General features: G+C 64.8%; 21 protein-coding genes and 4 pseudogenes. 13 read left to right on the top strand and 12 right to left on the bottom strand.

Annotation, left to right across the window (positions count from 1 at the left end; translation table 11 throughout):
* Window positions 1–12: 12 nt before the first annotated feature.
* The 3 genes and pseudogenes from ACYP5B_RS41735 to ACYP5B_RS41745 all read left to right on the top strand — a co-directional run.
* Window positions 13–372 (top strand): annotated as a pseudogene (locus tag ACYP5B_RS41735) (zinc ribbon domain-containing protein); the annotation flags it as partial.
* A 713-nt stretch (window positions 373–1,085) separates the two neighbouring features.
* Window positions 1,086–1,346, top strand: a complete 261-nt coding sequence (locus ACYP5B_RS41740) for a transcriptional regulator (RefSeq protein WP_318235004.1) — start codon at window positions 1,086–1,088, stop codon at window positions 1,344–1,346.
* 504 nt (window positions 1,347–1,850) lie between these two features.
* On the top strand, window positions 1,851–2,084 hold the full coding sequence (locus tag ACYP5B_RS41745) for a hypothetical protein (RefSeq protein ID WP_459573534.1): 234 nt from the start codon (window positions 1,851–1,853) through the stop codon (window positions 2,082–2,084).
* Window positions 2,085–2,185: 101 nt separating this feature from the next.
* Here ACYP5B_RS41745 and ACYP5B_RS41750 read toward each other — a convergent pair whose 3' ends face one another.
* Window positions 2,186–2,530 carry a hypothetical protein gene (locus ACYP5B_RS41750; protein ID WP_459573535.1) on the bottom strand — a complete coding sequence of 115 codons (345 nt, stop codon included), beginning with the start codon at window positions 2,528–2,530 and terminating at the stop codon, window positions 2,186–2,188.
* Window positions 2,531–2,608: 78 nt separating this feature from the next.
* A complete protein-coding gene (locus tag ACYP5B_RS41755) occupies window positions 2,609–3,091 on the bottom strand; it encodes a Spy/CpxP family protein refolding chaperone (protein WP_459573536.1) in 483 nt (160 codons plus the stop codon).
* Window positions 3,092–3,422: 331 nt separating this feature from the next.
* On the opposite strand from ACYP5B_RS41755, the gene ACYP5B_RS41760 reads away from it, so the two are divergent.
* The 7 genes and pseudogenes from ACYP5B_RS41760 to ACYP5B_RS41790 form a co-directional block, all read left to right on the top strand.
* The gene (locus ACYP5B_RS41760; protein ID WP_318235027.1) at window positions 3,423–4,010 is read left to right on the top strand and encodes a BPSL1445 family SYLF domain-containing lipoprotein; all 588 of its coding nucleotides are present in this window, start codon (window positions 3,423–3,425) and stop codon (window positions 4,008–4,010) included.
* A 163-nt stretch (window positions 4,011–4,173) separates the two neighbouring features.
* A pseudogene (locus tag ACYP5B_RS41765) lies at window positions 4,174–4,331 on the top strand (ATP-dependent Clp protease proteolytic subunit); the annotation flags it as partial.
* A 336-nt stretch (window positions 4,332–4,667) separates the two neighbouring features.
* On the top strand, window positions 4,668–5,816 hold the full coding sequence (locus tag ACYP5B_RS41770; RefSeq protein ID WP_459573537.1) for an IS110 family RNA-guided transposase: 1,149 nt from the start codon (window positions 4,668–4,670) through the stop codon (window positions 5,814–5,816).
* Between the two features lie 325 nt (window positions 5,817–6,141).
* On the top strand, window positions 6,142–7,398 hold the full coding sequence (locus ACYP5B_RS41775; RefSeq protein WP_318235000.1) for a serine hydrolase domain-containing protein: 1,257 nt from the start codon (window positions 6,142–6,144) through the stop codon (window positions 7,396–7,398).
* Between the two features lie 199 nt (window positions 7,399–7,597).
* Complete coding sequence (locus ACYP5B_RS41780; protein ID WP_318234999.1) at window positions 7,598–7,846, top strand: hypothetical protein; 249 nt, start codon at window positions 7,598–7,600, stop codon at window positions 7,844–7,846.
* A gap of 281 nt (window positions 7,847–8,127) precedes the next feature.
* Window positions 8,128–8,988: a class I SAM-dependent methyltransferase gene (locus ACYP5B_RS41785; RefSeq protein WP_459573538.1), complete on the top strand. Its 861-nt coding sequence runs from the start codon at window positions 8,128–8,130 to the stop codon at window positions 8,986–8,988.
* 13 nt (window positions 8,989–9,001) lie between these two features.
* Window positions 9,002–9,133 (top strand): annotated as a pseudogene (locus ACYP5B_RS41790) (DUF1993 family protein); the annotation flags it as partial.
* A gap of 67 nt (window positions 9,134–9,200) precedes the next feature.
* Here the strand turns inward: ACYP5B_RS41790 and ACYP5B_RS41795 are convergent.
* The 3 genes and pseudogenes from ACYP5B_RS41795 to ACYP5B_RS41805 form a co-directional block, all read right to left on the bottom strand.
* Complete coding sequence (locus ACYP5B_RS41795; RefSeq protein ID WP_459573539.1) at window positions 9,201–9,488, bottom strand: hypothetical protein; 288 nt, start codon at window positions 9,486–9,488, stop codon at window positions 9,201–9,203.
* 270 nt (window positions 9,489–9,758) lie between these two features.
* Window positions 9,759–10,189 (bottom strand): annotated as a pseudogene (locus ACYP5B_RS41800) (GGDEF domain-containing protein); the annotation flags it as partial.
* Window positions 10,190–10,193: 4 nt separating this feature from the next.
* Window positions 10,194–10,697, bottom strand: a complete 504-nt coding sequence (locus ACYP5B_RS41805; RefSeq protein ID WP_459573540.1) for a winged helix-turn-helix transcriptional regulator — start codon at window positions 10,695–10,697, stop codon at window positions 10,194–10,196.
* Between the two features lie 88 nt (window positions 10,698–10,785).
* Between ACYP5B_RS41805 and ACYP5B_RS41810 the strand changes: the two genes are divergently transcribed.
* A complete protein-coding gene (locus ACYP5B_RS41810; RefSeq protein WP_459573541.1) occupies window positions 10,786–11,421 on the top strand; it encodes an N-acetyltransferase family protein in 636 nt (211 codons plus the stop codon).
* Here ACYP5B_RS41810 and ACYP5B_RS41815 read toward each other — a convergent pair.
* Both ACYP5B_RS41815 and ACYP5B_RS41820 read right to left on the bottom strand, forming a co-directional pair.
* Entirely contained in the window at window positions 11,418–12,302 is an 885-nt protein-coding gene (locus ACYP5B_RS41815) for an EamA family transporter (protein ID WP_459573542.1), read from the bottom strand. The genes ACYP5B_RS41810 and ACYP5B_RS41815 overlap by 4 nt on opposite strands.
* 57 nt (window positions 12,303–12,359) lie before the next feature.
* A complete protein-coding gene (locus tag ACYP5B_RS41820) occupies window positions 12,360–12,896 on the bottom strand; it encodes an NAD(P)H-dependent oxidoreductase (RefSeq protein WP_459573543.1) in 537 nt (178 codons plus the stop codon).
* A gap of 122 nt (window positions 12,897–13,018) precedes the next feature.
* Between ACYP5B_RS41820 and ACYP5B_RS41825 the strand changes: the two genes are divergently transcribed.
* Complete coding sequence (locus ACYP5B_RS41825) at window positions 13,019–13,915, top strand: LysR family transcriptional regulator (RefSeq protein ID WP_400091970.1); 897 nt, start codon at window positions 13,019–13,021, stop codon at window positions 13,913–13,915.
* Between the two features lies 1 nt (window position 13,916).
* On the opposite strand, the gene ACYP5B_RS41830 is transcribed toward ACYP5B_RS41825, so the two are convergent.
* A complete protein-coding gene (locus tag ACYP5B_RS41830; protein ID WP_400091971.1) occupies window positions 13,917–16,016 on the bottom strand; it encodes a TonB-dependent siderophore receptor in 2,100 nt (699 codons plus the stop codon).
* Window positions 16,017–16,242: 226 nt separating this feature from the next.
* Here ACYP5B_RS41830 and ACYP5B_RS41835 point away from each other — a divergent pair, with 226 nt between their 5' ends.
* A complete protein-coding gene (locus tag ACYP5B_RS41835) occupies window positions 16,243–16,959 on the top strand; it encodes an SDR family NAD(P)-dependent oxidoreductase (protein ID WP_459573544.1) in 717 nt (238 codons plus the stop codon).
* Window positions 16,960–16,983: 24 nt separating this feature from the next.
* Here ACYP5B_RS41835 and ACYP5B_RS41840 read toward each other — a convergent pair whose 3' ends face one another.
* From ACYP5B_RS41840 to ACYP5B_RS41855, 4 genes are all read right to left on the bottom strand, one after another.
* Complete coding sequence (locus tag ACYP5B_RS41840) at window positions 16,984–18,288, bottom strand: type II toxin-antitoxin system HipA family toxin (protein WP_400091975.1); 1,305 nt, start codon at window positions 18,286–18,288, stop codon at window positions 16,984–16,986.
* Window positions 18,285–18,578 (bottom strand): helix-turn-helix domain-containing protein, encoded by a 294-nt coding sequence (locus tag ACYP5B_RS41845; protein WP_318234983.1) that lies wholly within the window; start codon window positions 18,576–18,578, stop codon window positions 18,285–18,287. Before ACYP5B_RS41845 ends, ACYP5B_RS41840 begins: the two co-directional genes overlap by 4 nt.
* 160 nt (window positions 18,579–18,738) lie before the next feature.
* On the bottom strand, window positions 18,739–19,521 hold the full coding sequence (locus tag ACYP5B_RS41850; RefSeq protein ID WP_459573545.1) for a rhodanese-like domain-containing protein: 783 nt from the start codon (window positions 19,519–19,521) through the stop codon (window positions 18,739–18,741).
* 22 nt (window positions 19,522–19,543) lie between these two features.
* Complete coding sequence (locus ACYP5B_RS41855; protein WP_459573546.1) at window positions 19,544–20,362, bottom strand: rhodanese-like domain-containing protein; 819 nt, start codon at window positions 20,360–20,362, stop codon at window positions 19,544–19,546.
* Window positions 20,363–20,394 lie beyond the last annotated feature (32 nt).

Below are 20,394 nucleotides of genomic sequence, written 5' to 3' on the forward strand. Positions count from 1 at the left end.
AAGCTCGTCGTCACCGTGCCGCCGCATCACAGTTCGCAGGAGTGTAGCCGGTGCGGCCACACCCACCCGGACAACCGGCCGTCGCAGGCCGTGTTTGTCTGCCAAGGCTGCGATTTCCGTGCCAACGCCGACCACAATGCGAGCGAGGTGATTCGCAATCGTGGTGTGGCACTGGTCCGGTCGGGCGAGTTCTCGGCCAAGGGCAAGAAGAAGACGATGCGCCTCAGAAACAAGGTAGGGGCGGGATGCTCCGAACCGGGGTCCGAAGGGACCTCTACGCCAGGGGAGACTCGAGTAAGACACCGGGCGGGCAACCGCACGGTGCATGAGTCGCCGAACCCGGAAACCCCCGCTACAAGCCGAAGGCTTTAGTCAGCGGCGGGAGTATTCATTAGCAGAACACCGTCGCAAGTGCCGACGGCCAATTCCGCAAGCATCTTCCAAGGCCTCCCCTCGACCCCGGAGCAGGCTGCAGAAGTCATGCACGACATAACGCATGGTGTACCGCGGGACAGGCCGTAGTGAGACGCCATGCTTGCGCCTCTGCCAAGAGGTTGAGCAAGACTTGTTGGGAAGAGAGCCGCGAGGGCCTAATATTAAAAAGTGACATAGCAACAGGCTACAAGCAACGACGAGACACTCATGAAGCATGCCCCTGTACCTCTGGCCCCGACAAAGCTCTCGAAAGCACGAAGAGAATGGCAGGGCGAACAACCCGATGAGGCTCGCAAGACTGCGCAACTCGGTCAGCGTGATCCGCAAAGCAAGCAGATAGCGGATTTGACATAGTTCTCGTTGGAGCAGCAATCGGATCTGAGCCCCGGAATAGGTTCAGAGCATCCGCTGTGCTGGCGGCCTTCTACCGCCATTGTGACCGAATCGTGGAACTCGCCATGAGCCTCTATTCCGGGGTGTGCCTGAACAGGTGCACGACTACCTGAGCGGGGCGCCGTGCAAGGGACGTCCATGGCGACGCTCTCCCCATGTGTGCTTTGCTCGTGACTTCAGCGGATGGGCGGTAGTCATCCGCCTCACGTCCCGATGCGAGTCCATGAGCGCTCTGTTGAACAAATGAGGGGCCGACGATGCGACTGATCGAACCGGATGAACAACAGGACTTTCTTGCGGCCTTGCAGCGCAACGGTCTGGCAGCAGGTGATTTCGAGCTCCTGGAAACGGATACGACTGACCCAAAAGGCGACGAGAACTTCGGTCTGCAAGGCTATGTCACTGTAACCAGACTATCGACACAAGTGACAAGGGAATATCCCATCGGCTATGAAACCGATTGGGTGCAGCATTTCAGGAAAGATCTCGAAGCCGCCGTCTTCGATAAGTCGGAATGAGATCCTGCATGCCATCGCCCGGAAGCGGGCAACGCCTTCTCCTGCCGTGTTGCTTACAGCTTGCCTTGGCTGAGATCCCTTTGGTGGGGTTCACACGGATGCTGCCGGTGATACCGGGCAGATGACTTCTCTGGTGCGCTGAAGGACGGCGTAGTTTGGTCGCCGAGATACCGCTCGCCATGGATCAGGTTTGGGCCGAACTGTGCCAGGCGCGCAGCGGCCACGCACTGCTCATTCCGTCAGGGCTTGTGGCAGCCTGTTCCGGGAGCGCTGTGACTGGGAGCTACCAGAACGCGGAATCCGTTGTGACCGCGGGTGCAGGCATGATGGGTTCCTCCAGAGAACGCGCGCATAGCGGTATCCAGTCTAGCTGGTGTGTCCATGTCAGCGAATTTGCGCTGCAGACGATACCTGATCGGGCGCTGCCACGTTGAAGCGTCAACGGCATGCGCCGGCCAGGACAGGCATTTGCTGGGAAAGGCTTACAAGCATCAGGAGATAGGCATGCAGCGCATTGCCGAATATCGCGGGTTCGAGATTCACGTGGACCTAGTGAGCCTATCGGAGGACATGTTCGAAGCGTGGTTTAGTATTAGTGGCCCGTTTCGACCACCCGGTGTCGCAGCAATCGGGGAGCGCATCAAATTACACGGCGGGCCGTTTTCCCGTCGGTGGGCGCATCTGGTTGCAGAATTGGCGGGCAGGGCGGCAATCGATCTCATTCTGGGCGTCGAATAGCATTGTGTCGCGTCGGGAAATGGTGGTGCTTCAGGGGGGCCGGCCCGTACCAGGCGGGCCGGTGATCAGAGCGCTGCCCGAGGCTTGCCAGCATCATCCGGTTAGCGAAACTGAAGAGGAAAGACCAGGGTGATGCCGGGTGATGGTTGCGGCACGTAGGCTACGGGAGGCGGCGCATAGACGTAGCCCTGGTTATCATAGCCATTGCCACCGCGATGGTCATAGCGTTGATTGCCATGCCAGTCGCCGCGATGCTCCTGATGGCTCGAAGGATGCCGAGAGCCCTGATACTGGCCGCGCTGCTGCTGGCTGGGATGGTCGTGGTTGTATTCGCCGAACGCCGGCGTCGCCCACACGCCGCCAATTGTCATCGTCAGGCCCAATGCCGTGGCGATCCTCGCGCTTGTCGAGCGCGTCCGACTTGACCAAGCTGTTGAGGTTTTCACAATAATCTCCTGTGTTTGAGCGGGAACCCTAGCCCCACCGCACGGCTTGCACCTGTGGCTATAGCCTTGGTTCAGCGTTCAGTTGACCTTTGACGCATGGTGCCCCCTGGTCCGGAAGATCATGTCGGCATTCTTTTTCTGGACGTCCGACATGCTGTTGTACAGATCCTGGAAGACGGGCGTGAGCTTCCTGATGCCATCGGCATGCGCGTCGGCTATCTCCCCATAGGACTGGAGGTCGCGCACAGCGGTCATGTCTTTGACATCATTTTCCCGCGCTTGTCGTAGCGATTCCATCCTGCTCGCATTTTCGCGCATGACCTGCGCGACCTTCTGCCAGAGTTGCTCCTGGGAGGCGGTGATCTGGAGCTTCGTATGAAGATCGCTGATGCGTGTCTCGATGCGGTCTTGCTTCGCAATCCTCAAAACATGGGCGACCCCCTGCGCATCGGTGGCCGCGATGGCTCCGGCAGGACCGGTAAGCGCCATCATGGAAAGAATCGCGGCGGCCCGCAGCAAAAATACGGTCTTCGGCCTGAGCGAATTAACAGCGAGTTTCATGACTGATCTCCATTGGGATTCACATTACTTCGCCGGAAGCTAGTCAGCGTTGGCGGTGCGATCAAATACTTTTTGTACGCCGAATACCGGCTCGTGTCTGTCCGGCACAGGATCAGGGGCTGGCGCCGCGGGGGCTTCGGATCGGTACGCGGCGATCCGGAGTGCTGACTGGCGATGGAAATCTGCAAGCGCCCGTCATCGTACCGGCAGCGCGGCGATTCAGTGGCGGCCATATCCAGCGGATCTGTTTCTGCATTTCCGTACGCTTTCGTACCGCATTCGCATCGCCCTTTGCATATGCTCGAACTATCTGGAGACACTGGAGTTGACGATGCTAAGGCGAAGATTCATCTTGATAGCGACCGGAACGGTCGCGGCAATTGGCGCTACCCTTCCGGGTTGCACGACGACCGGAGAATCCAGTACTAGCGGCAACCAGGCCGACAAGCGCCACACCATCGATGCGGGCGTCGATTCGACCCTCGCACGCCTGTACAGCACCGCCAACGGCTCGCGTGAGCTGGTCGGAAAGGCCCGTGGCGTGCTGGTATTTCCCTCGGTGATCGCAGCCGGATTCTGGTTCGGCGGCCAGTATGGAGAGGGCTCCCTGCGCGTCGGCGGCGCTACGGTGGGGTACTACAGCACCACGACCGCTTCCTTCGGACTGCAGATTGGCGCGCAATCCAAGGCCCTTATCTTTCTGTTCATGACCCAGGATGCGCTCGAACGATTCAGGAATAGCGAAGGATGGTCGGCCGGCGGCGATGCATCCGTTGCGGTACTAAAGGTGGGGGCAAATGGCAGTATCGACACCAACACCGCTACCGCACCGGTGGTGGCGTTCGTGCTCACCAACAACGGGTTGATGGCCGGTGTGACGCTCGAGGGAACGAAGGTCACGAAGTTGAAGACAATCTAACCACGGCGGGTCGCAGAGCGCGACGGAGCAAAAAGTGGGGTGCCCGGGTTTCCATTCATCTGGCCCGGGCACACCATTTTAAAAAGGCCGCTCGAGCGCAAGGCGAGGGCGGGCCCCCTCCTTGGCAAAACTAGAAGACAGGAGTTCGCCCATGCGCGAAGCGATGCAACGCGTCCCTATGGTCGTCGAACAATCCAGCCGGGGAGAACGGTCCTTCGACATCTTTCGCGGCTTCTGCGCGAGCGAATCGTTTTCCTGAACGTTGAGGTCAACGATACGGTATCCGCATTAGCCTGCGCGCAGCTCCTTTTCCTGGAATCCGCGCACCGCAGTGACGGCCCCCTGGCACCCTGCGCGACGGCGGCGCCTGACGCTGGTGATCGCGCCGCCCTGGCGAGCGGGGGCCACAGATGTCATGATGGCGGGGTGCGGGCGGAGCCAAGGCGGCAATTTCGGCCGGCGAGCCCATATTCCACCCACGGCCCTCTTGGGCGCGGGCACGGCGGGCGCGGCCGGGATCGCCGCGCGCACCAGGACGGGACAGCGCGAGGCCAGCGCCGGCGGCGCGGGCGTGAAGGCAATAACAAGATCCTATGAGACAGGGGACAAGCCTGCTTAGAATCAGCGTGTCGTGCTTGGCTCACAGGAGATAGCGTCATGCGTACAGATCAGGCATACACGAGTATCGAGGACGTGTTGGCGGTCTCGCTCGAACTGGCGGCCGCGAAGTGGAAGGTCGCGTTACACGACGGGCACCGCGAGCAGCCTGCGGTGCATACGGTCGCGCAGCTACAAGCCGTAGCGCGTCTGCAGGCGGTGCTGGACCTGATCGAACAGCACAAGGACAAGTGGTCGCTGGCAGCAGGTGTGCGCGTCGTCGTAAGCTACGAGGCCGGCCAGGACGGATTTTGGATCTGTCGTGCGCTTCAGGGGCGCGGCATCGAGTGCTACGTCATCGATCCAGCCAGCATTCCCGTCGAACGCCACAAGCGACGCGCGAAGACCGACCGGCTCGATGCCATCAAGCTGGTGATCAACCTGCGCGCATGGCTACGTGGCGAGCGCGACCGCATGCACGTGGTTCACGTCCCATCGCCGCAGGACGAAGCGTCGCGGCACCTGATGCGCGATCGCGGGCAACTGCAGAAGGAAGTGCTGCAGCACTGCGACCGGATGCGAAAACTGCTGGCCACGCTCGGCTGCTGGGATGAGGTGGATCACAAGCACTTCGCCGGCCGGCTCGCCCGTGACGAGGTGAAGTGTCACGACGGCGCGCCGTTGTCGCCCGAAATGCGCGGGCGGCTGCTGCGTGAGTGCGAACGGCTCGCGCTGGCGCAGCAGCAACTCGCGGAGCTGGAGAAAACGCGACAGGCAAGCCTGCCCGCCCCCGCGCGCCAGCGACGCGATGACCTGGCGCGCCTGAAAGGGATTGGCGAAGTGGGCGCGTCGCGCCTCGCGCTCGAACTGTTCTGGAGGGAGTTCAGCAACCGGCGCCAAGTGGGGGCCTGTACGGGCCTGGTGCCCCAGCCCTACGACAGCGGCGAGAGCCAGGTCGACCAGGGCATTAGCAAACAGGGCAACCGACGAGTGCGCGCGTTACTGGTCGAGATGGCATGGTGCTGGCTGCGTTACCAGCCCGACAGTGCACTTACGCGCTGGTTCAACGAGCGCACCCAGAGCACGGGACCAAACCGGCGGGCTCGGCGCATCGCGATCGTTGCAGTCGCACGGCGACTGGCCATTGCGCTGTGGCGCTATCTGAAAGACGGTGAGATTCCCAAAGGCGCACGCCTGAAGTCGGCGTAAGCCTCCTAAAAGCTTGCAGGAAAGAGGTAACGGCCCGGTCAGGGCAACTACGCAAGCACAAACGGTCTGAGGTGAACATGCCCGTCCTCCTCCCGGGTTGCTGATGCAACCGATTTATCAAGATGGGGCATGTTCCTGGTTGATGACTCCGGCGTAATGCGCATGCAGGATGAGGCTGGCCAAGCGCCGGCGGATAGAAGGTGGTCAGACGTCACGTCTGACGCGCGCACAACAGACGGCTTCAGACTACGCCGCACGTAGGAAGATTTGGTCGGCTAGCTCCAAAGGAACTTGACAAACCAGTGCTCATAGAAGGAGGAGGGATATGCAAGGCAGGGAAACACAGGGGATGTCCCGGGAGCGGCTCGGGCGGGTCGAACGTTTCGTCGACGAAACCTATATCGCGACCGGCAAGCTGCCCGGCGCCCTCATCCAGGTGTGGCGGCGCGGCGAACTGGCCCTGAACTCGGTGCTGGGCCTGGCCGACCGAGAGCGGCAGGTTCCATTGGCCGAGGATTCGATCTTCCGTATCTACTCGATGACAAAGCCGGTCACATCGGTGGCGGTCATGATGCTGGTCGAGGAATGCAAGATCGCTCTGGACGATCCGGTCAGCAAGCACATCCCGGCATGGGAAAACCTGGGCGTCTACGCCGGGGGCTTCATGGAGAGCTTCCAGACGCGCCCGGCTGCGCGCCCGATGCTCGTGGTCGACCTGCTGCGCCACACCTCCGGTCTGACCTATGGTTTCCAGCAGAACAGCAACGTCGACGCGGCTTACCGCAAGCTGAAACTGGGCGAGCTCGCCACCGACGGCACGCTGGACGACATGATCGAGAAGCTGGCCAAGCTGCCGCTCGAGTTCTCGCCGGGCGAGGCCTGGAATTATTCCGTCTCCACCGACGTGCTGGGCTACCTCGTCGGCAAGGTCAGCGGGATTCCTTTCGAGACCTTCCTGAAGGAACGGATATTCGATCCGCTTGGCATGGTCGACACCGCCTTCTACGTGCCGGAAGAGAAGGCGTCGCGCTTCTGTGCCTGCTACTCCGTGGGCGCGCTCGGTTCGAAGGTGGTATCCACGGGCGGACCGGTCCTGCAGGACGATCCTCGCACCAGCCCCTACCTGAAGCCGCCCAGCTTCATCTCGGGCGGCGGCGGCCTGGTGTCCACCGCTGCTGACTACATGCGCTTCGCGCGCATGTTGCGGCAAGGCGGCGAGCTTGACGGGGTGCGCCTGCTGGGGCCGAAGACGCTGGCGCTGATGACCACCAACCATCTGCCGGGCGGGGTGGACCTGCCGCGCATGTCGCGCTCGATGTTCAGTGAGGCCACCTACGATGGCGTCGGCTTCGGGCTCGGCTTCGCCACCACGGTGGCGCCGGCGACCACGCTGATTCCCGGCAGCGCTGGGGACTTCTTCTGGGGCGGTGCGGCCAGCACCTTCTTCTGGGTCGATCCGCAGGAGGACCTGATCGGACTGTTCCTGACCCAGCTCTTGCCCTCGTCCGCCTACCCGGTGCGCCGCCAACTGCGCACGCTGGTCTACAGCGCGATCACAGAGCCGGGCGCCGCTGCCCGCTAAGCGCCCGGCGAGCCGTTATACACGATGTCGAGCCTGAATTCGGACTTCCGGTCTCGGGCAAGCTTAAAATGCACGCTTGTGAGAATGTGCCCCCACGCAAGGTATGCGATCGGTTTTCTGATGGTGCAGCGGCAAAAGCAAAATCGCCACGCACTGGCCGGCTGCCTGCCAGGCGCACCAAGAATCTGAAGTTGGAACGATGAAGACGAGAACTTTGATCATTGCGTTCATGCTGGCCGCCCTCAGCTCGCTGGCACATGCGAGCCTGGCTACGGGTGCCCACGAGTTCAAGAACGACGTCAAGACGGCAGGGAAGAAGACCGGGCATGCTGTGCGCGATGCCGCGCACGCGGTTGGCCGCGGTGCGAAGACGGCCGGCCATGCCGTGGCTGATGAAACAAGGCATGGCTATCACGCGACAAAGAAGTTCGTGACAGGGCACGAATAGACGTCGGAAAAAAGTCGTGGCAAGCGTTGTCCACCCTGCGATCAACGGTCGCAGGACTGGCTTGACGCAGACGTGACAAAGATGGATTTAGCCATTGGCAGCCGGTCGGAAGCCCTTTCTCCTGCAAGCCTGTTTCGGCGGGGGTACTGGTTGATGCACCACTGCCGCTGCCTTTGGGGCAACGATCTTGCCAGGCGCTTCGAACGGTTTAAGCCTTCGCGCTATCGTGCTATCGCGCTTGGTCAGCTTCAGGCCAAGACGAACAATGAGGGTTCAAAGTCATGAACGACAAGCGAGATGTAGCGCCAGACAGCACAGCAGCGCGAGTCGCCTTGTGGCGCGCTCTGCATGTCGAGGCCGACTCCCCGCCGCATGTGCTGGAAGACGAAATCGGCCTAAAGCTGCTGGCCCCGGACAAGGACTGGCGCCGCCGCGGGGATATGGACCCGCAGTTCACGCGTCCCTTCCGCGCCTCGATCGTGGCTCGTGCTCGCTTCATTGAGGACCTGGTCGTGGAACAGGCCGGCCGCGGGGTTAGCCAGTATGTCATCCTCGGCGCCGGCCTTGACAGCTTCGCGCAGCGCAGGCCGGAGATGGCGTCCCGCCTCAGGGTGTTCGAGATCGACCAGCCAGGTCCTCAGGGATGGAAGCGTCAGCGCCTGATCGAGCTCGGCTTCGGCGTGCCGGACTGGCTGCGTTTCGTGCCGGTCGATTTCGAGGCGAGGGGGGCCTGGCGGGACGGGCTCGTGGCTGCCGGCTTCGATGGCAGCAAGCCGGCAATCGTGGCCTCCACGGGCGTCAGCATGTACCTCACCAAGGATGCGAACGCGGCCACGCTGCGCCAGGTTGCGGCCCTCGCCCCAGGATCGACGCTCGCTATGACGTTCCTGCTCCCGCTGGCGCTGGCGGACCCCGAGGTACGTCCCGGGCTTGAGATGGCGGAGAAGGGGGCGCGGGCAAGCGGGACCCCTTTCCTCAGTTTCTTCACCCCGCCGGAGATCCTGGCGCTGGCCCGCGAAGCTGGCTTTGGAGACGCACGGCACGTCTCGGCGGCCGATCTTACCCGACGCTACTTCGCGGGCAGGACAGATGACCTGCGCCCGCCAAACAATGCGGAGGAACTGCTGGTGGCAAATACATAGCTGCCCGCGCACGCTGCCTCAGTTCTACTTTCACGTCAATACCGCGTACGCCATTCTACGTAACCACGGTGTCGAACTCGGCAAGGCGGACTACGTCTCGCACATCTTCACGTACATCCGCCCCGAAGCGATGCCGAAATGCTGATTCCATAAAGCCATTGGCGAATGTCTGCTCAAGGGCATCAGATGGACTTTCATTGCGCCTCTGTTGCCTATGGCAAATGTCTGCCAGGAAGTGTAGGCACCTTGCCGCGCGCACTAGTGGCGGGCGCTCCATGTCGGTCGATGGCTCGCGTGCGTACCCTGTCCCGGCCTGCCGCATTAAGCCCATGGCTGTCGGGCAGGCCGCGGCCGCCCATGTAATTATCCGCACGGCCACCGAAAGCGCCGATCCTGACTTCCTCGCCCATCCCCCCGACAACGTGCTGCGCCTGGGCGGCTCCCGAGGTCGCCGCCAGCATGGCAATTGCCATCAGGGGAAACGAGAAGATCTTGTTCATGCGATTTTCCTGCTTTTCGTGTAGTACGGCATGCCACTGTATTGTCTGCCGCAGTCCTTTGGGCTCGGGGAGCATAATGCGACTGGATCCCCCCGGTTGTAATCAATTGTTAATGCCCGTCATGTGCGCGTCACCTTGGGCACCACCAGCCAAACCAAACCACGCTTTGTCAGGGCTGCCAGCGACGCGCTTTCCGTTTGACCACACCAAACGTACATGAGAACTGAAGCCCGGGCGTGAGACCCGCCAGAAAGCCGAAAATCAGCGCGAATGCAACTTGAAGTCGTTGAAATCGATATCGATCATGATCAGCGACAGCGGTTTGCTGGTTTCTTTCGCCGCCGCCCATTCGCATTCCATCACGCTGTCGAACATGCGGCGGTTGCCCGAGCCCGTCAGACTGTCCCTGAACGACAGGTGTTCGAGTTCCTTCTGCAGTTGCGCGAGCTTTTCCTCGGTGCGCTTGCATTCGCTGATGTCGAACATGAAGCCGATCAGTGAATCAACTTCGTCTTTGCCGTTGCGCACGACGTGCACGACATCGCGCAGCCTACGTAGCCGCCGTCGCGCGTGAGCGCGGAGTAGTCGGCTTCGTGATCGGTGCCCGCCTTCGACTGAGCGACGCAGAATTCGGCCACTGATGCGCGATCGTCCGGATGCGACCGCGCGGCTGCCCGAGATACTTTCCCGGCGCCTGGCGCCTGCCTACACTTGCGCGGCTGGCGTCTTCGGGGATTCTTCGTCCGCCGCGGGCTCCACATACCGGCTCACGCGGGAAATCTCGATGTCATTGGGCCGCACGAGCTGATCCGCGTCGTCCACAAGCGCGGCGCGCACCTGGCGGCCCTCAGTGTGCGTGAGCAACTCCACCGGCCCTTTCCCGCTGGCCGCCAGGTGGCGGTCGCCCCATTGCATCAAGCCGACGACGACGGGCAGCAGCTCCACGGCAGCGCGCGTCGGCCGGTATTCAAAACGTTCCCGCTCGCCCGGTTCCCGATAGCTCACCTTGCGCAGGATGCCGGCCTCGGTCAGTGTCTTGAGCCGAGCCGACAACACGGCGGGGGAGCACTGCAGCCGCTCCAGGAATTCGTCAAAGCGCCGGATGCCGTGAAAAACGTCGCGCAGGATCAGGATCGTCCACTTCTCTCCAATCAGCGAGAGGGTCGCGGCAATCGAGCAGTTGCGGAGTTCTTGGGTGGTCAGATCCATGGATTCAGCATAGCAGGCTAACTTCATTTGCAAAAGTCAGGGTATAGCCTATACTCCTGACTACGAAATATGAAGTCAGGAGTTGGACATGCAGCCCTCGGATCACCTCAGCCTCGCCGGCCAAGCCCGCCCGACCGCCGGCGGCTGGCATGTGGCCTGCCCGGAATGCGCCGAGACTTGGCAACTGAGCGGTGGCGAGCGGGTGGTCGTGCGCGCCGTGCGGGCGGCCGATGCCGAAAGGGAGCGGGCGTTTGTCCAGGCGCTGTCGCGCGAGAGCCGTTATTACCGCTTCCTGACTGGCGGGCGCGTGTCCGACGAGGTGATTGACCTGTTTATCGAGAGCGACGCCGGCCTGGCGCTGGTGGTCACGGCGGAAGTGGATGGGCTGCCGATGATCGTCGCCAACGGCAACTACGTGGTGACGCGTGGCGAGGACGGTGAGGTCGGCGAGTTCGCCGTGGCGGTGGCCGACGACTGGCAGGGCAAGGGCATCGGCCGCAGGCTGATCCAGCGCCTGCGCGACGCGGCGGTGGGCGCCGGGCTGCATCGGCTGCGCGGCGATGTGTTGAGCGAGAACCGCCGCATGCTGGCGCTGATGCGGGAGTTCGGTTTCTCCACCCGGCGCAACCCGGAGGACAGCCTGCTGTATGAGGTGAACCTGGTGTTGGGCGGGCTGGCCGGCAATCGCGCGCAGCCAGTCGCGGCGCGACTGTCGGCTGCCTAGGCCTTGGCGGCTGCGCGCTTGCGCGATCCGGCCGTCATCGTGCATCCAACCGACGCGGTGATGATGCTGGCAATCGCCAGCCATTGCTGCGTATTCAGCGTCTCGTGCAGGAACGCGAGCCCGGCCAGCGCGCCCATGGCGGGTTCCATGCTCAGCAGGATGCCGAAGGTGCGGCGCGGCAGCCGCTTGAGCGCCACCATCTCCAGCGAATAGGGAATGGCGCTGGAGAGCAGTCCAACCGCCAGCCCCGCCACGAGCAGCGACGGGCTGAACATGGCCGTGCCGGCATGCGCCAGCCCGAAGGGCAGCACCACCAGCGATGCCATGGTCAGCCCGAGCGAGGTAGCTTGCCCGCCGTGCGCGTTGCCTGCCTTCTGCCCGAAGATGATGTACAGCGCCCAGCCCACGCCTGCCGCCAGCGCGTAGCCGATGCCCACGGGATCGAGCGTGGCAACGTTTTCCCCGAGCGGCAACAGCAACAGCAAGCCTGCCACCGCAAACGCAATCCAGAGGAAGTCGATGGCCCGCCGTGACGACGACACGGCTACCGCCAGCGGCCCGGTGAACTCGATGGCAATCGCCAGCCCGAGCGGGACGGTGCGCAGCGACATATAGAACAGCAGGTTGGTGGCGCCCAGCGCCGCGCCGTAAAGCGCGATCACGCGGGCGTTGGCCAGGCTTAGCGGCATCCGCCAGGGCCGCCACACGCACAGCAGGATCAACGCCGAAAAGCTCACCCGCAGCGCCGTGGTGCCCTGGGCGCCAACCTCGGCAAACAGGCTCTTGGCAAACGAGGTGCCGATGCAAAGCGAAGCCATCGAACCGATCAATGCCAGCACGGCAATCAGGGTGGCACTCTGTTTCAGGCGATTCAGCGGCAATTGCGACTCTCAGGCGATTCTGCGAGCCCGAATCTTGAACGATCCTGGCCCGGCTGGCTAGGCCGCGATGTGCTGCAAGCGCACAGCGTAGCGTTCCCCCGCGGCAGCCAGCGCGTGGTCGTCCAGCTTGCCCGCCTCGAAGAGCAGGAAGGGCTCGGACCAGGGTAGGCCGCATCGGTTGGCGGTGGCCTGCAAGGGGCGCAGCAACTCGGCAAGCGGGAACAGATTGACGCCGCCCGGCCCGTAGGCTTGCGGCAAATTGCCCGCGGTGGCGGCTACCAGCATGGGCTTGCCTTCCAGCGCACGGCCTTCGGTCTCATAGGCGATATAGAACATGCGGGTCAGCACGGCGTCCTGCCAGGCCTTGAGCAGGGCGGGCGTGGCGTACCACTGGAGCGGGAACTGGAAAACGATGCGGTCCGCGCCAAGCAGCCGGCGGACTTCGGCGTCCACATCGATGGCGCCATCCGGATAGAGGGCGTAGAGGTTGGCGATCTCCACGCCGGGCAGCGCGCTGGCCGCACGGCACAGGGCGCGATTGGCCTTGGATTGATCGAACTGGGGATGGAACAGCAGGATCAGGGTCTTGGACATGATGGGCTCCGGTTGGTAGTGCCGTGGTGTGTGCCGCGGTGTGTGCCGTGGTGATGCCTCAAGAATGCCGTTTCACATTAAATTACTCCAATGGATAGTTGGTATGTTCTATTATCCGTTTCATGAATTTACGCGCGATCGACCTCAACCTGCTGACGGTGCTGGACGCCTTGCTCGACGAGGCCCACGTTTCGCGGGCCGCGCAGCGCGTCGGGCTGTCCCAGCCGGCAGCGTCCAGTGCGCTGGAGCGGTGCCGCCACCTGTTCAAGGATCGCCTGCTGGAGCGCGCGCCTGGCGGCATGCAGCTCACGCCGAAGGCGCAGGCCCTGCGCGCGCCGCTGAAGCTGGCGCTGGCCTCGGTTGCGGCGGTGATTGGTGCGCCCGAAGTGGACCTGGCGAGCTTGTCGCAGACGGTGCGGGTGCGGATGGCCGATCACCCCGCCGTGCTGGTGGCGCGGCAGTTGCACCGGCAACTGGCCGCTAGCGCGCCGGGCCTGAACCTGGTGCTCCAGCCCTGGCAAGGCGCCGACGCCGCGCTCGATGCGCTGGCGCGCGGCGACAGCGATCTGGCGGTATCGGTGTTCCCGGCGCCGGGCTTGGATTTCCGGCGGCGGCCGCTATTGCGCGAGCACTATGTGGTGGCCATGCGGCGGGGGCATCCCGCCTCCAGGGATTTCACGCTGGCGCGTTGGCTGGATTATCCGCATGTGCTTGTATCCGGCCGTGGCGACATCCAAGGGCCGCTGGACGATGCACTGGCCGGGCTGGGCCTGGCGCGGCGCGTCGGTATGGTGGTGCCGAGCTTCATGATGGTGCCGCCGCTGCTGGCCGATTCCGACCTGATCGCCATGCTGCCCAGCCGCTGCCTGCCCGAGGATCCGGCGCAGGCCCTGGCGACCTTCGCGCCGCCGGTGGCGGTGGAGGGCTTTTCCCTCCACCTTGCCTGGCATGTCCGCCGCGACGACGATGTGGCCGTGCGGCATGTGGCGGGCCTGATCGAGGGCCTGCTGGCGGCGTAGCTTAGTAGTTGAGCGCCACGTTCAGCATGACCGTGCGGGGATTGCCCACCGGCACGATGTTGTTGCTCAGGCCGCCAGCGTAGTACGCCTTGTCGAACACGTTCTTGACGTTGAGCGCGGCCTTCCAGTGCGATGCCACATAGCCCACGCCAAGGTCTGCCACCGCGTAGCCGGGCACCGTGTAGTTGAAGGTGTAGCCGCGCTTGGCGCTCTCCGCGCGCATGCCGGCGCCGGCGTACCAGCCCGCCAGCGGCCCGCGGAAATGCTTGGTGCCCCACAGCGAGACGCTGTGCCGGGGCACGTTGTTGAGCGGCTTGCCCACGTTGGCGGCAACGGTGTCTTCCGTGACCTCGCTGGCAATATAGGCATAGGCGCCGGCCAGGCTCCAGCCGCCGCCAAGATCCGCCGTCAGCTCTGCCTCCAGCCCGCGCGTGCGCTGCTCGCCCGTGGCAATGCTGAAGCCGGTATTGACCGGGTCCGAGCTCAGCACGTTACGCCGCGTCAGGTCGAAGGCGGACAGCGTCAGCAGGCCGCTCTTGCTGGGCAGGTCGAACTTGATGCCAACCTCAGCCTGGCGCCCCGTCTCGGGCTTGAAGGTGCCCCCGTTGACGTCGGTGCCGCTGTTGGGCAGGAACGAGGTCGCGTAGCTGACATAGGGGCGTGCCCAGCTGGTCAGGTCGAACATCAGGCCGGCACTGCCGGTGACGGCCCGCGCGGTGTCTTCCGTGCGCGCGGCAAGCAGGCGGTCGGTGGTGCTCGTGCGTGCCGTGTCATGGCGCAGGCCGGCGGTGAGCAGCCAGCGCTCGGCAAACCGCACCTGGTCGCGTGCGTAGAAACCCAGCGTGCTGACGTTGTCTTCCTGGCTCAGGCTGTAGGCGCTGGGGCAGTTCACGGTCGCGCCATAGACCGGGTTGTAGACGTTCAGCGCCGCGACGCGGCAGGTGCGCTGCAGGCGGCTCTCGTTGCTGCGGTTGTAGTCCACGCCGAGCGTGATCTCATGCTGCTGCCCCGCGATCTCGAAGCGCCGCTGCAGGTTGGTATCCACGCCGATGGTGGTGCCGGAGAAATCCTGCTGCGTGCCGCTGCGGTTGAGCAACTGGCTGTTGACGGCCATGGTCCCGCCCGCGATCAGCGTGCCGGCCAGCGACAGCGTCTGCCAGCGGAAATTCTGGTTCAGCGTCCAGCCGGAATCGAAGCGGTGGGTCAGCGCATAGCCCAGCCGGTTCTGCTCACCGTCGTACGGCGCCAGGCCCGGCTCGCCGGTAAAGCGGCTGTTGGGCAGGGTGCCGTTGCGATTGGCGCTCAGGGTGCCATTCACGGGCAGGCCTTGCTGGCGCACGTATTGCCGCTCGTTGTGGCTGGCCAGCAGGGTCAGGTCGGTACGCGCGCCCAGGTCCAGAGACAGCGACGGCGCGATATAGCGGTTGCGGTAATACACGTAGTCGGTCGCGTCATCGCTGTTCATTGCCAGGGCGTTTACGCGTAGCGCCGCCTTGCCGTTCTTCGACAGCGGCGTGCCGACATCCGCCGTGACCTGGCGCAGGCCGTAGTTGCCCACCGTGAGCCCAAGCTCGCCAAACAGTTCCGGCTTGGGGTGCTTGCTGACGATATTCACCATGCCGCCCGGCTGCACCTTGCCGAACAGCACCGAGGCCGGGCCCTTGAGCACTTCCACGCGCTCCGCGCCGAACAGCTCTTGCGCCACGCGGTTGTTGGACTCGACCAGCAGGCCATCGACAAAGACGGATTCGGAGGCGCGCTGGCCGCGGATGATGAAGTCGTCCCAGCCGCGCCGGCCGTAGACATTGGTGACCACGCCGGCGGAATTGGCCAGCGCGTCGCCAAGGGTTTGCGCCTGCTGGCTGTCCATCAGGTCGCGCGTGATCACGGTGATGGACTGCGCGCTGTCTGCCGCAGACGTGCCGGACTTGGTCACGCCAGCCGCGCGGCGCGTGGCAAAGCCGGTGTCGGCGCGGGGATCTTCGGCGGCGCTGACCGTGACGGACGGCAAGGTGGTCTCGGCGTCCGGGGCGGTCTGGGCCAAGGCGGGGGAGAGCAGGCAGCCCAGGGTGACCGGGGCAATCAGTTGGCGGGTGAGCATGGCGCGGCGAGAGTGCTGAAAGCGCCGGATTGTAAATGATAATGATTATCGTTTGTGATAGTTTTGCAACAATCTCGACAGGGTCTGCTCGGGCGCGGTCACTCGGAAAGCGTAGCGCCGGCTTCCACCTGACTTACTACGTGACTTAGCACGTGACCTACCACCTTGCTTTCCAGCTCGTGCCCGGCAGACTATGGTGACTAGGAGACTGGAACCGGAGAACACCATGGAATCGTCAGCATCCCCGCGCCGCATCGTGATCACAGGCGCCGGTGGCGCGCTGGGCCGCGCCGTCACCCAGGCGTTCGCGGACGAGGGGGCACGGCTGGCCCTGATCGACCGGGACGTGGAAGTCCTGCGCGCGCATGCGCCGATACCCGAGGCCGCGGGCTGGCATCTGTTGCTGGCAGCGGACGTGACCTCGACGGACAGCATGGCCGTGGCGGCGCGCAGCATCCTTGACGCCTTCGGCGGCGTGGATGTGCTGGTGCACGTGGCCGGCGGCTTCGAGATGGGCGAGCCCGTGCATGCGCTCAGCCGCGAGTCCTGGATGCGGATGATGGATCTGAACGCCTGGTCGCTGGTGGCGGTCACGCAGTATCTGGTGCCCGCCATGCTCGCGCAGGGCGCCGGCAAGGTCGTGGCTGTGACCGCGCGTGGCGCCGCTAGCGGCGCCGCCGCAATGGGCGCCTACTGCGCGTCAAAGAGCGCGTTGCAGCGTCTGGTGGAGAGCCTGTCGCATGAGGTGCGCAGGGCTGGCGTCAACGTCAACAGCGTCGCGCCGGGTACGCTCGACACCCATGCCAACCGCCAGGCCATGCCGGCCGCCGATCCGTCCGACTGGGTCTCGACCTCGGCGGCGGCGCGCGCCATCGCCTTCCTGGCCTCGGACGCGGCGCAGGCCATCCATGGGCAGCACGTGGTGCTGGATGGGCTGAGTTGAGTGGGGGAGTTGAGTGGCGTTGAGTTATGCCTTGCGCCGCGCCAGCGGCAATGTCGCCAGCCGCTCCAGCACGATGGCCCGCATGCCCGCCGGCGCTGGCAGTTGCTCCAGCAATGCTGGCCAGCGCTCGTGTGCCATCGCCACGGCGTCTTTCACGGCAGCGGTGGCGATGCGCTCGGCGATCCTGGCCTCGCGCGCGAATTCGCGGTAGGTCTGCAGGGTTTGCTCGCGCTGCTGGCGGTCGATGGCCACGTTCTGGCCGAAGCCGGCAAAGCCCGGCAGGGCGGCCACGCTGACGATGTCGTAGGCCGGCGAGAGCTCGGGTGCGATGCCGTTGCGGTACAGGAAGGAGAAATTCTTCAGGTGGGCGTCGCTGTTGCCCAGCAGTGTGTTGACGGCTTGGCGGATAAAAAACTGCCGCACGTCTTCGATGCCGCGCACGCTGAGGCGCTCCAGCAGTTGCACCAGGGCGACGTAGGCGTTGTGGCCGGCGTACTTGCGGTTGGGCATGCGGGTGAGCAACTGGCAGCCGTCCTCGGCATGCACGCGCCCGCCGGGCTCGCGGTCGAAGCGGTCCACGGCGAGGAACTGCAGGTCGGCGCCCAGGGCATCGGCCAGGCCTTCCACTTCGATGGCGGCAAGCGGCACGGGCCGGCATGGCGCCACCGCTACGCCGGCGGCCTGCGCCAGTTGCATCGAGACGTATTCGTTGAAGACCTGGCTGTCGTCGTTGCGTGCGGGCAGCTTGGCGATCAGGTCGGAGAGGTGCCCGTGGGTGGGCAGGGTGTAGCGCTTGCCGGCATGCGCGGTGGACAGCGCGAGCTTGTTCTGAACGCCCGAGACCGAGGCCGCGCCTTCGGTGGCGCCTTCGATCACGGCAATTTCCAGGTTGTCCGCGCCGCCCGTCACGCCGACGGTGCGCACGTGCTCGGGCAAGGCGTCGATGGGCGCGGGACGCACCACCACCGCGCCCGGCAGGTCGTCGCCGGCAGCGGCCAGGATGCCGAAATCGTCGCGGTCCTCTGGGCTGTGGCGAGTGGCTTCCAGGCGCTTGCGCAACTCGCTCTCGGGCAGCAGTCCGGCGAAGTAGGGCGGCAGCGCCGCGTTGGTGTTGTACAGCGCGGGATGGAAGGGGTTGGACAGCACCGCGGCGGTCAGCGTGTCGTTGCCGGGGAAAGTCAGCGACAGGCTGAGCGTGGGCCGCAGCGGGTCGCCGCGAAAGGCTTCTGCCGGCACGAAGCGGCAGGTGCGCTCGACCTCGCAGAGGTGGCCGCACAGCACGCCGTGCAGGTGCACTTCCAGGTAGCGGGGGCGCAGCCCGGCGCTCATGATGCCTGTTCCAGGAACATTTCCACCGAGGTCTTGGCCTCGCGGTCCGGCCCGCTGTCCTTGCCCTCGATCAGGCGCTTGACGGCGAGCAGGTGCTCGCGTGGCACCAGCACCCATTCCGCATCGAGCGCGGCGCCCACGGCTTCGAGTGTGGAGGCGCGCACATCGCTGCGGCCGCTCAGCGCCGTGGTCAGGTTGGACGGCGCCATGCCGATCAGCCGGGCCACTTCCCCCAGCGAGGATTTGCGCGCGGCGCGGCGTGCCTGGAGCTGATCGTAGAATGATGCCATGACATAGTTTCAGATCAAATGATATGAAATAGCATAGCACACGGCTTTGTGCTCTTATGTTAATACATAATTTATAACAACTTATTATGTCATGACATAGTATCGCGCGCGACATGCCGCAAAGGAAGATAGCCAGCGAGCACGGGGCCCGTCGACCCGATCAGGCCGCCTTGCTACGGGCGGCCGCTTGCTCTGCGGATTCCAGTATGCGGAAGCGGCCGAGCTCATCCGGCGCGCACTGCGCAATCAGCCCGGTTTCCCAGGCCAGGTAGGCGCGCGCGGCGTCCTTGTTGCCCTCGTGGCGGTCGTGCACAAAGAACAGGTAATCGATGCGCGCCTCGGGTGGCAGCCGCACCGGCTCGGCGGCCTCGGGGAGGCCCGCGGCCTGCCAGGTGCGGTAGCCCTCCGCCAGCCGGTACACATGCCGGTAGCCAGCGGCCTGCAGATCCTGACCGGCGAGGCTGGCAATGTGCGGCTCGCTGGCAATCAGGATGACCGGCTGGTCGCGGGCGGCGCCGAGGCGCTCGAGCGTGGCGGGCAGGCGCGGGCGGATCGACCAGACCGCGCCTTGCGCATGGCCGCGCGCGTATTCGGCGCTTTCGCGCAGGTCGATGCGCAGCGCGTCGGGCGCTTCGGCGTGCAGCGCGCGCAGCAGACTGGCGTCGAGCACCGGCAGGGCGTGGGCGGGCAGGGTGCGCGGCGGCGCGCTCGCCTTGACGGCGGCGTTGACGCCATGCGCGAGCACCGCGCTCTCATAGCCCAGCTGGTACAGCCAACTAGCTATCACCGGTGCGCGCACGCCATCGTCGTCGAACACGATCACGCGGCTGCCGCGCACGCCGATGTACTGGTCGGTGGCCTGCACCAGCTGGCCACCGGGCGCATGCCGCGCGCCGTCGATCGATCCTTGCGCGAACTCCTCGGCGGTGCGGATATCCAGCAAGTAGGTGGTGCGGCTGTCGTCGTCAAGCCACTGCTGCGCCTGCGCGGCCGACAGCGCGGGCAGGCCGGCGCGCTGCAGCAGCCGCGCCGAACGCGCGCGCCTCGGCCAGCTCGCTGGCTGCCGGGGCCGGCGGGTAGCGGCGCTGGCTGCCGTGCTCGAGCGCATGGCCGGCCAGGTACCAGCCCTGCGTGCCGTTCTCCAGCGCCAGCACGGGATTGGGCAGGCCAAGGTTGTGCAGCGTCTGCGCGCCGATGATGCTGCGCGTGCGGCCGGCGCAGTGCACCACCACGGTGGTCTGCGCATCCGGCACCAGTGCTGCCAGGCGCAGGGCCAGCTCGCCGTTGGGCAGGCTGTGCGCGCCGGGGATGGTCATCTTCTGGTGCTCTTCGAAGGTGCGGCCATCCACCAGCACCAGCGGTTCGCCGCTGTCGCGGCGCGCCACTAGCTCGGCAGCGCTCAGGCGCGGCGTGTGCTGCTGGTGCTCGACCAGTTCGCCAAACGTCTTCGATGGCACGTTGACGCCCCTGAACAAGGTATAGCCGGCCGCGGCCCACGCCGCAGCGCCCTCCGCCAGCAGCGTGAGATTGCCGTAGCCCAGGTCAGCCAGCCGCTGTGCTGCCCGCTCGGCCACGCCGTCGCCGTCGTCGAACAGCACGATGCGCTCGGCCAGGCGTGGCGCCAGGCGGGCAACATCAAGCTCCAGCCGGCTGTAGGGCAGGGGCACGGCGAAGAAGGGATGGCCCTCGCCATATTGGCCGTGCTCGCGCACGTCGAACAGCGCCAGGGGCTGGCCGTCGTTAAGCCAGCCGCGCAAGGTGACGGCGTCGATGGATTGGGTCATGGAGTGCTCCGCGTGAACAAGGGATTGGGGCC

It is taken from the genome of Cupriavidus sp. 8B, from assembly GCF_054589115.1.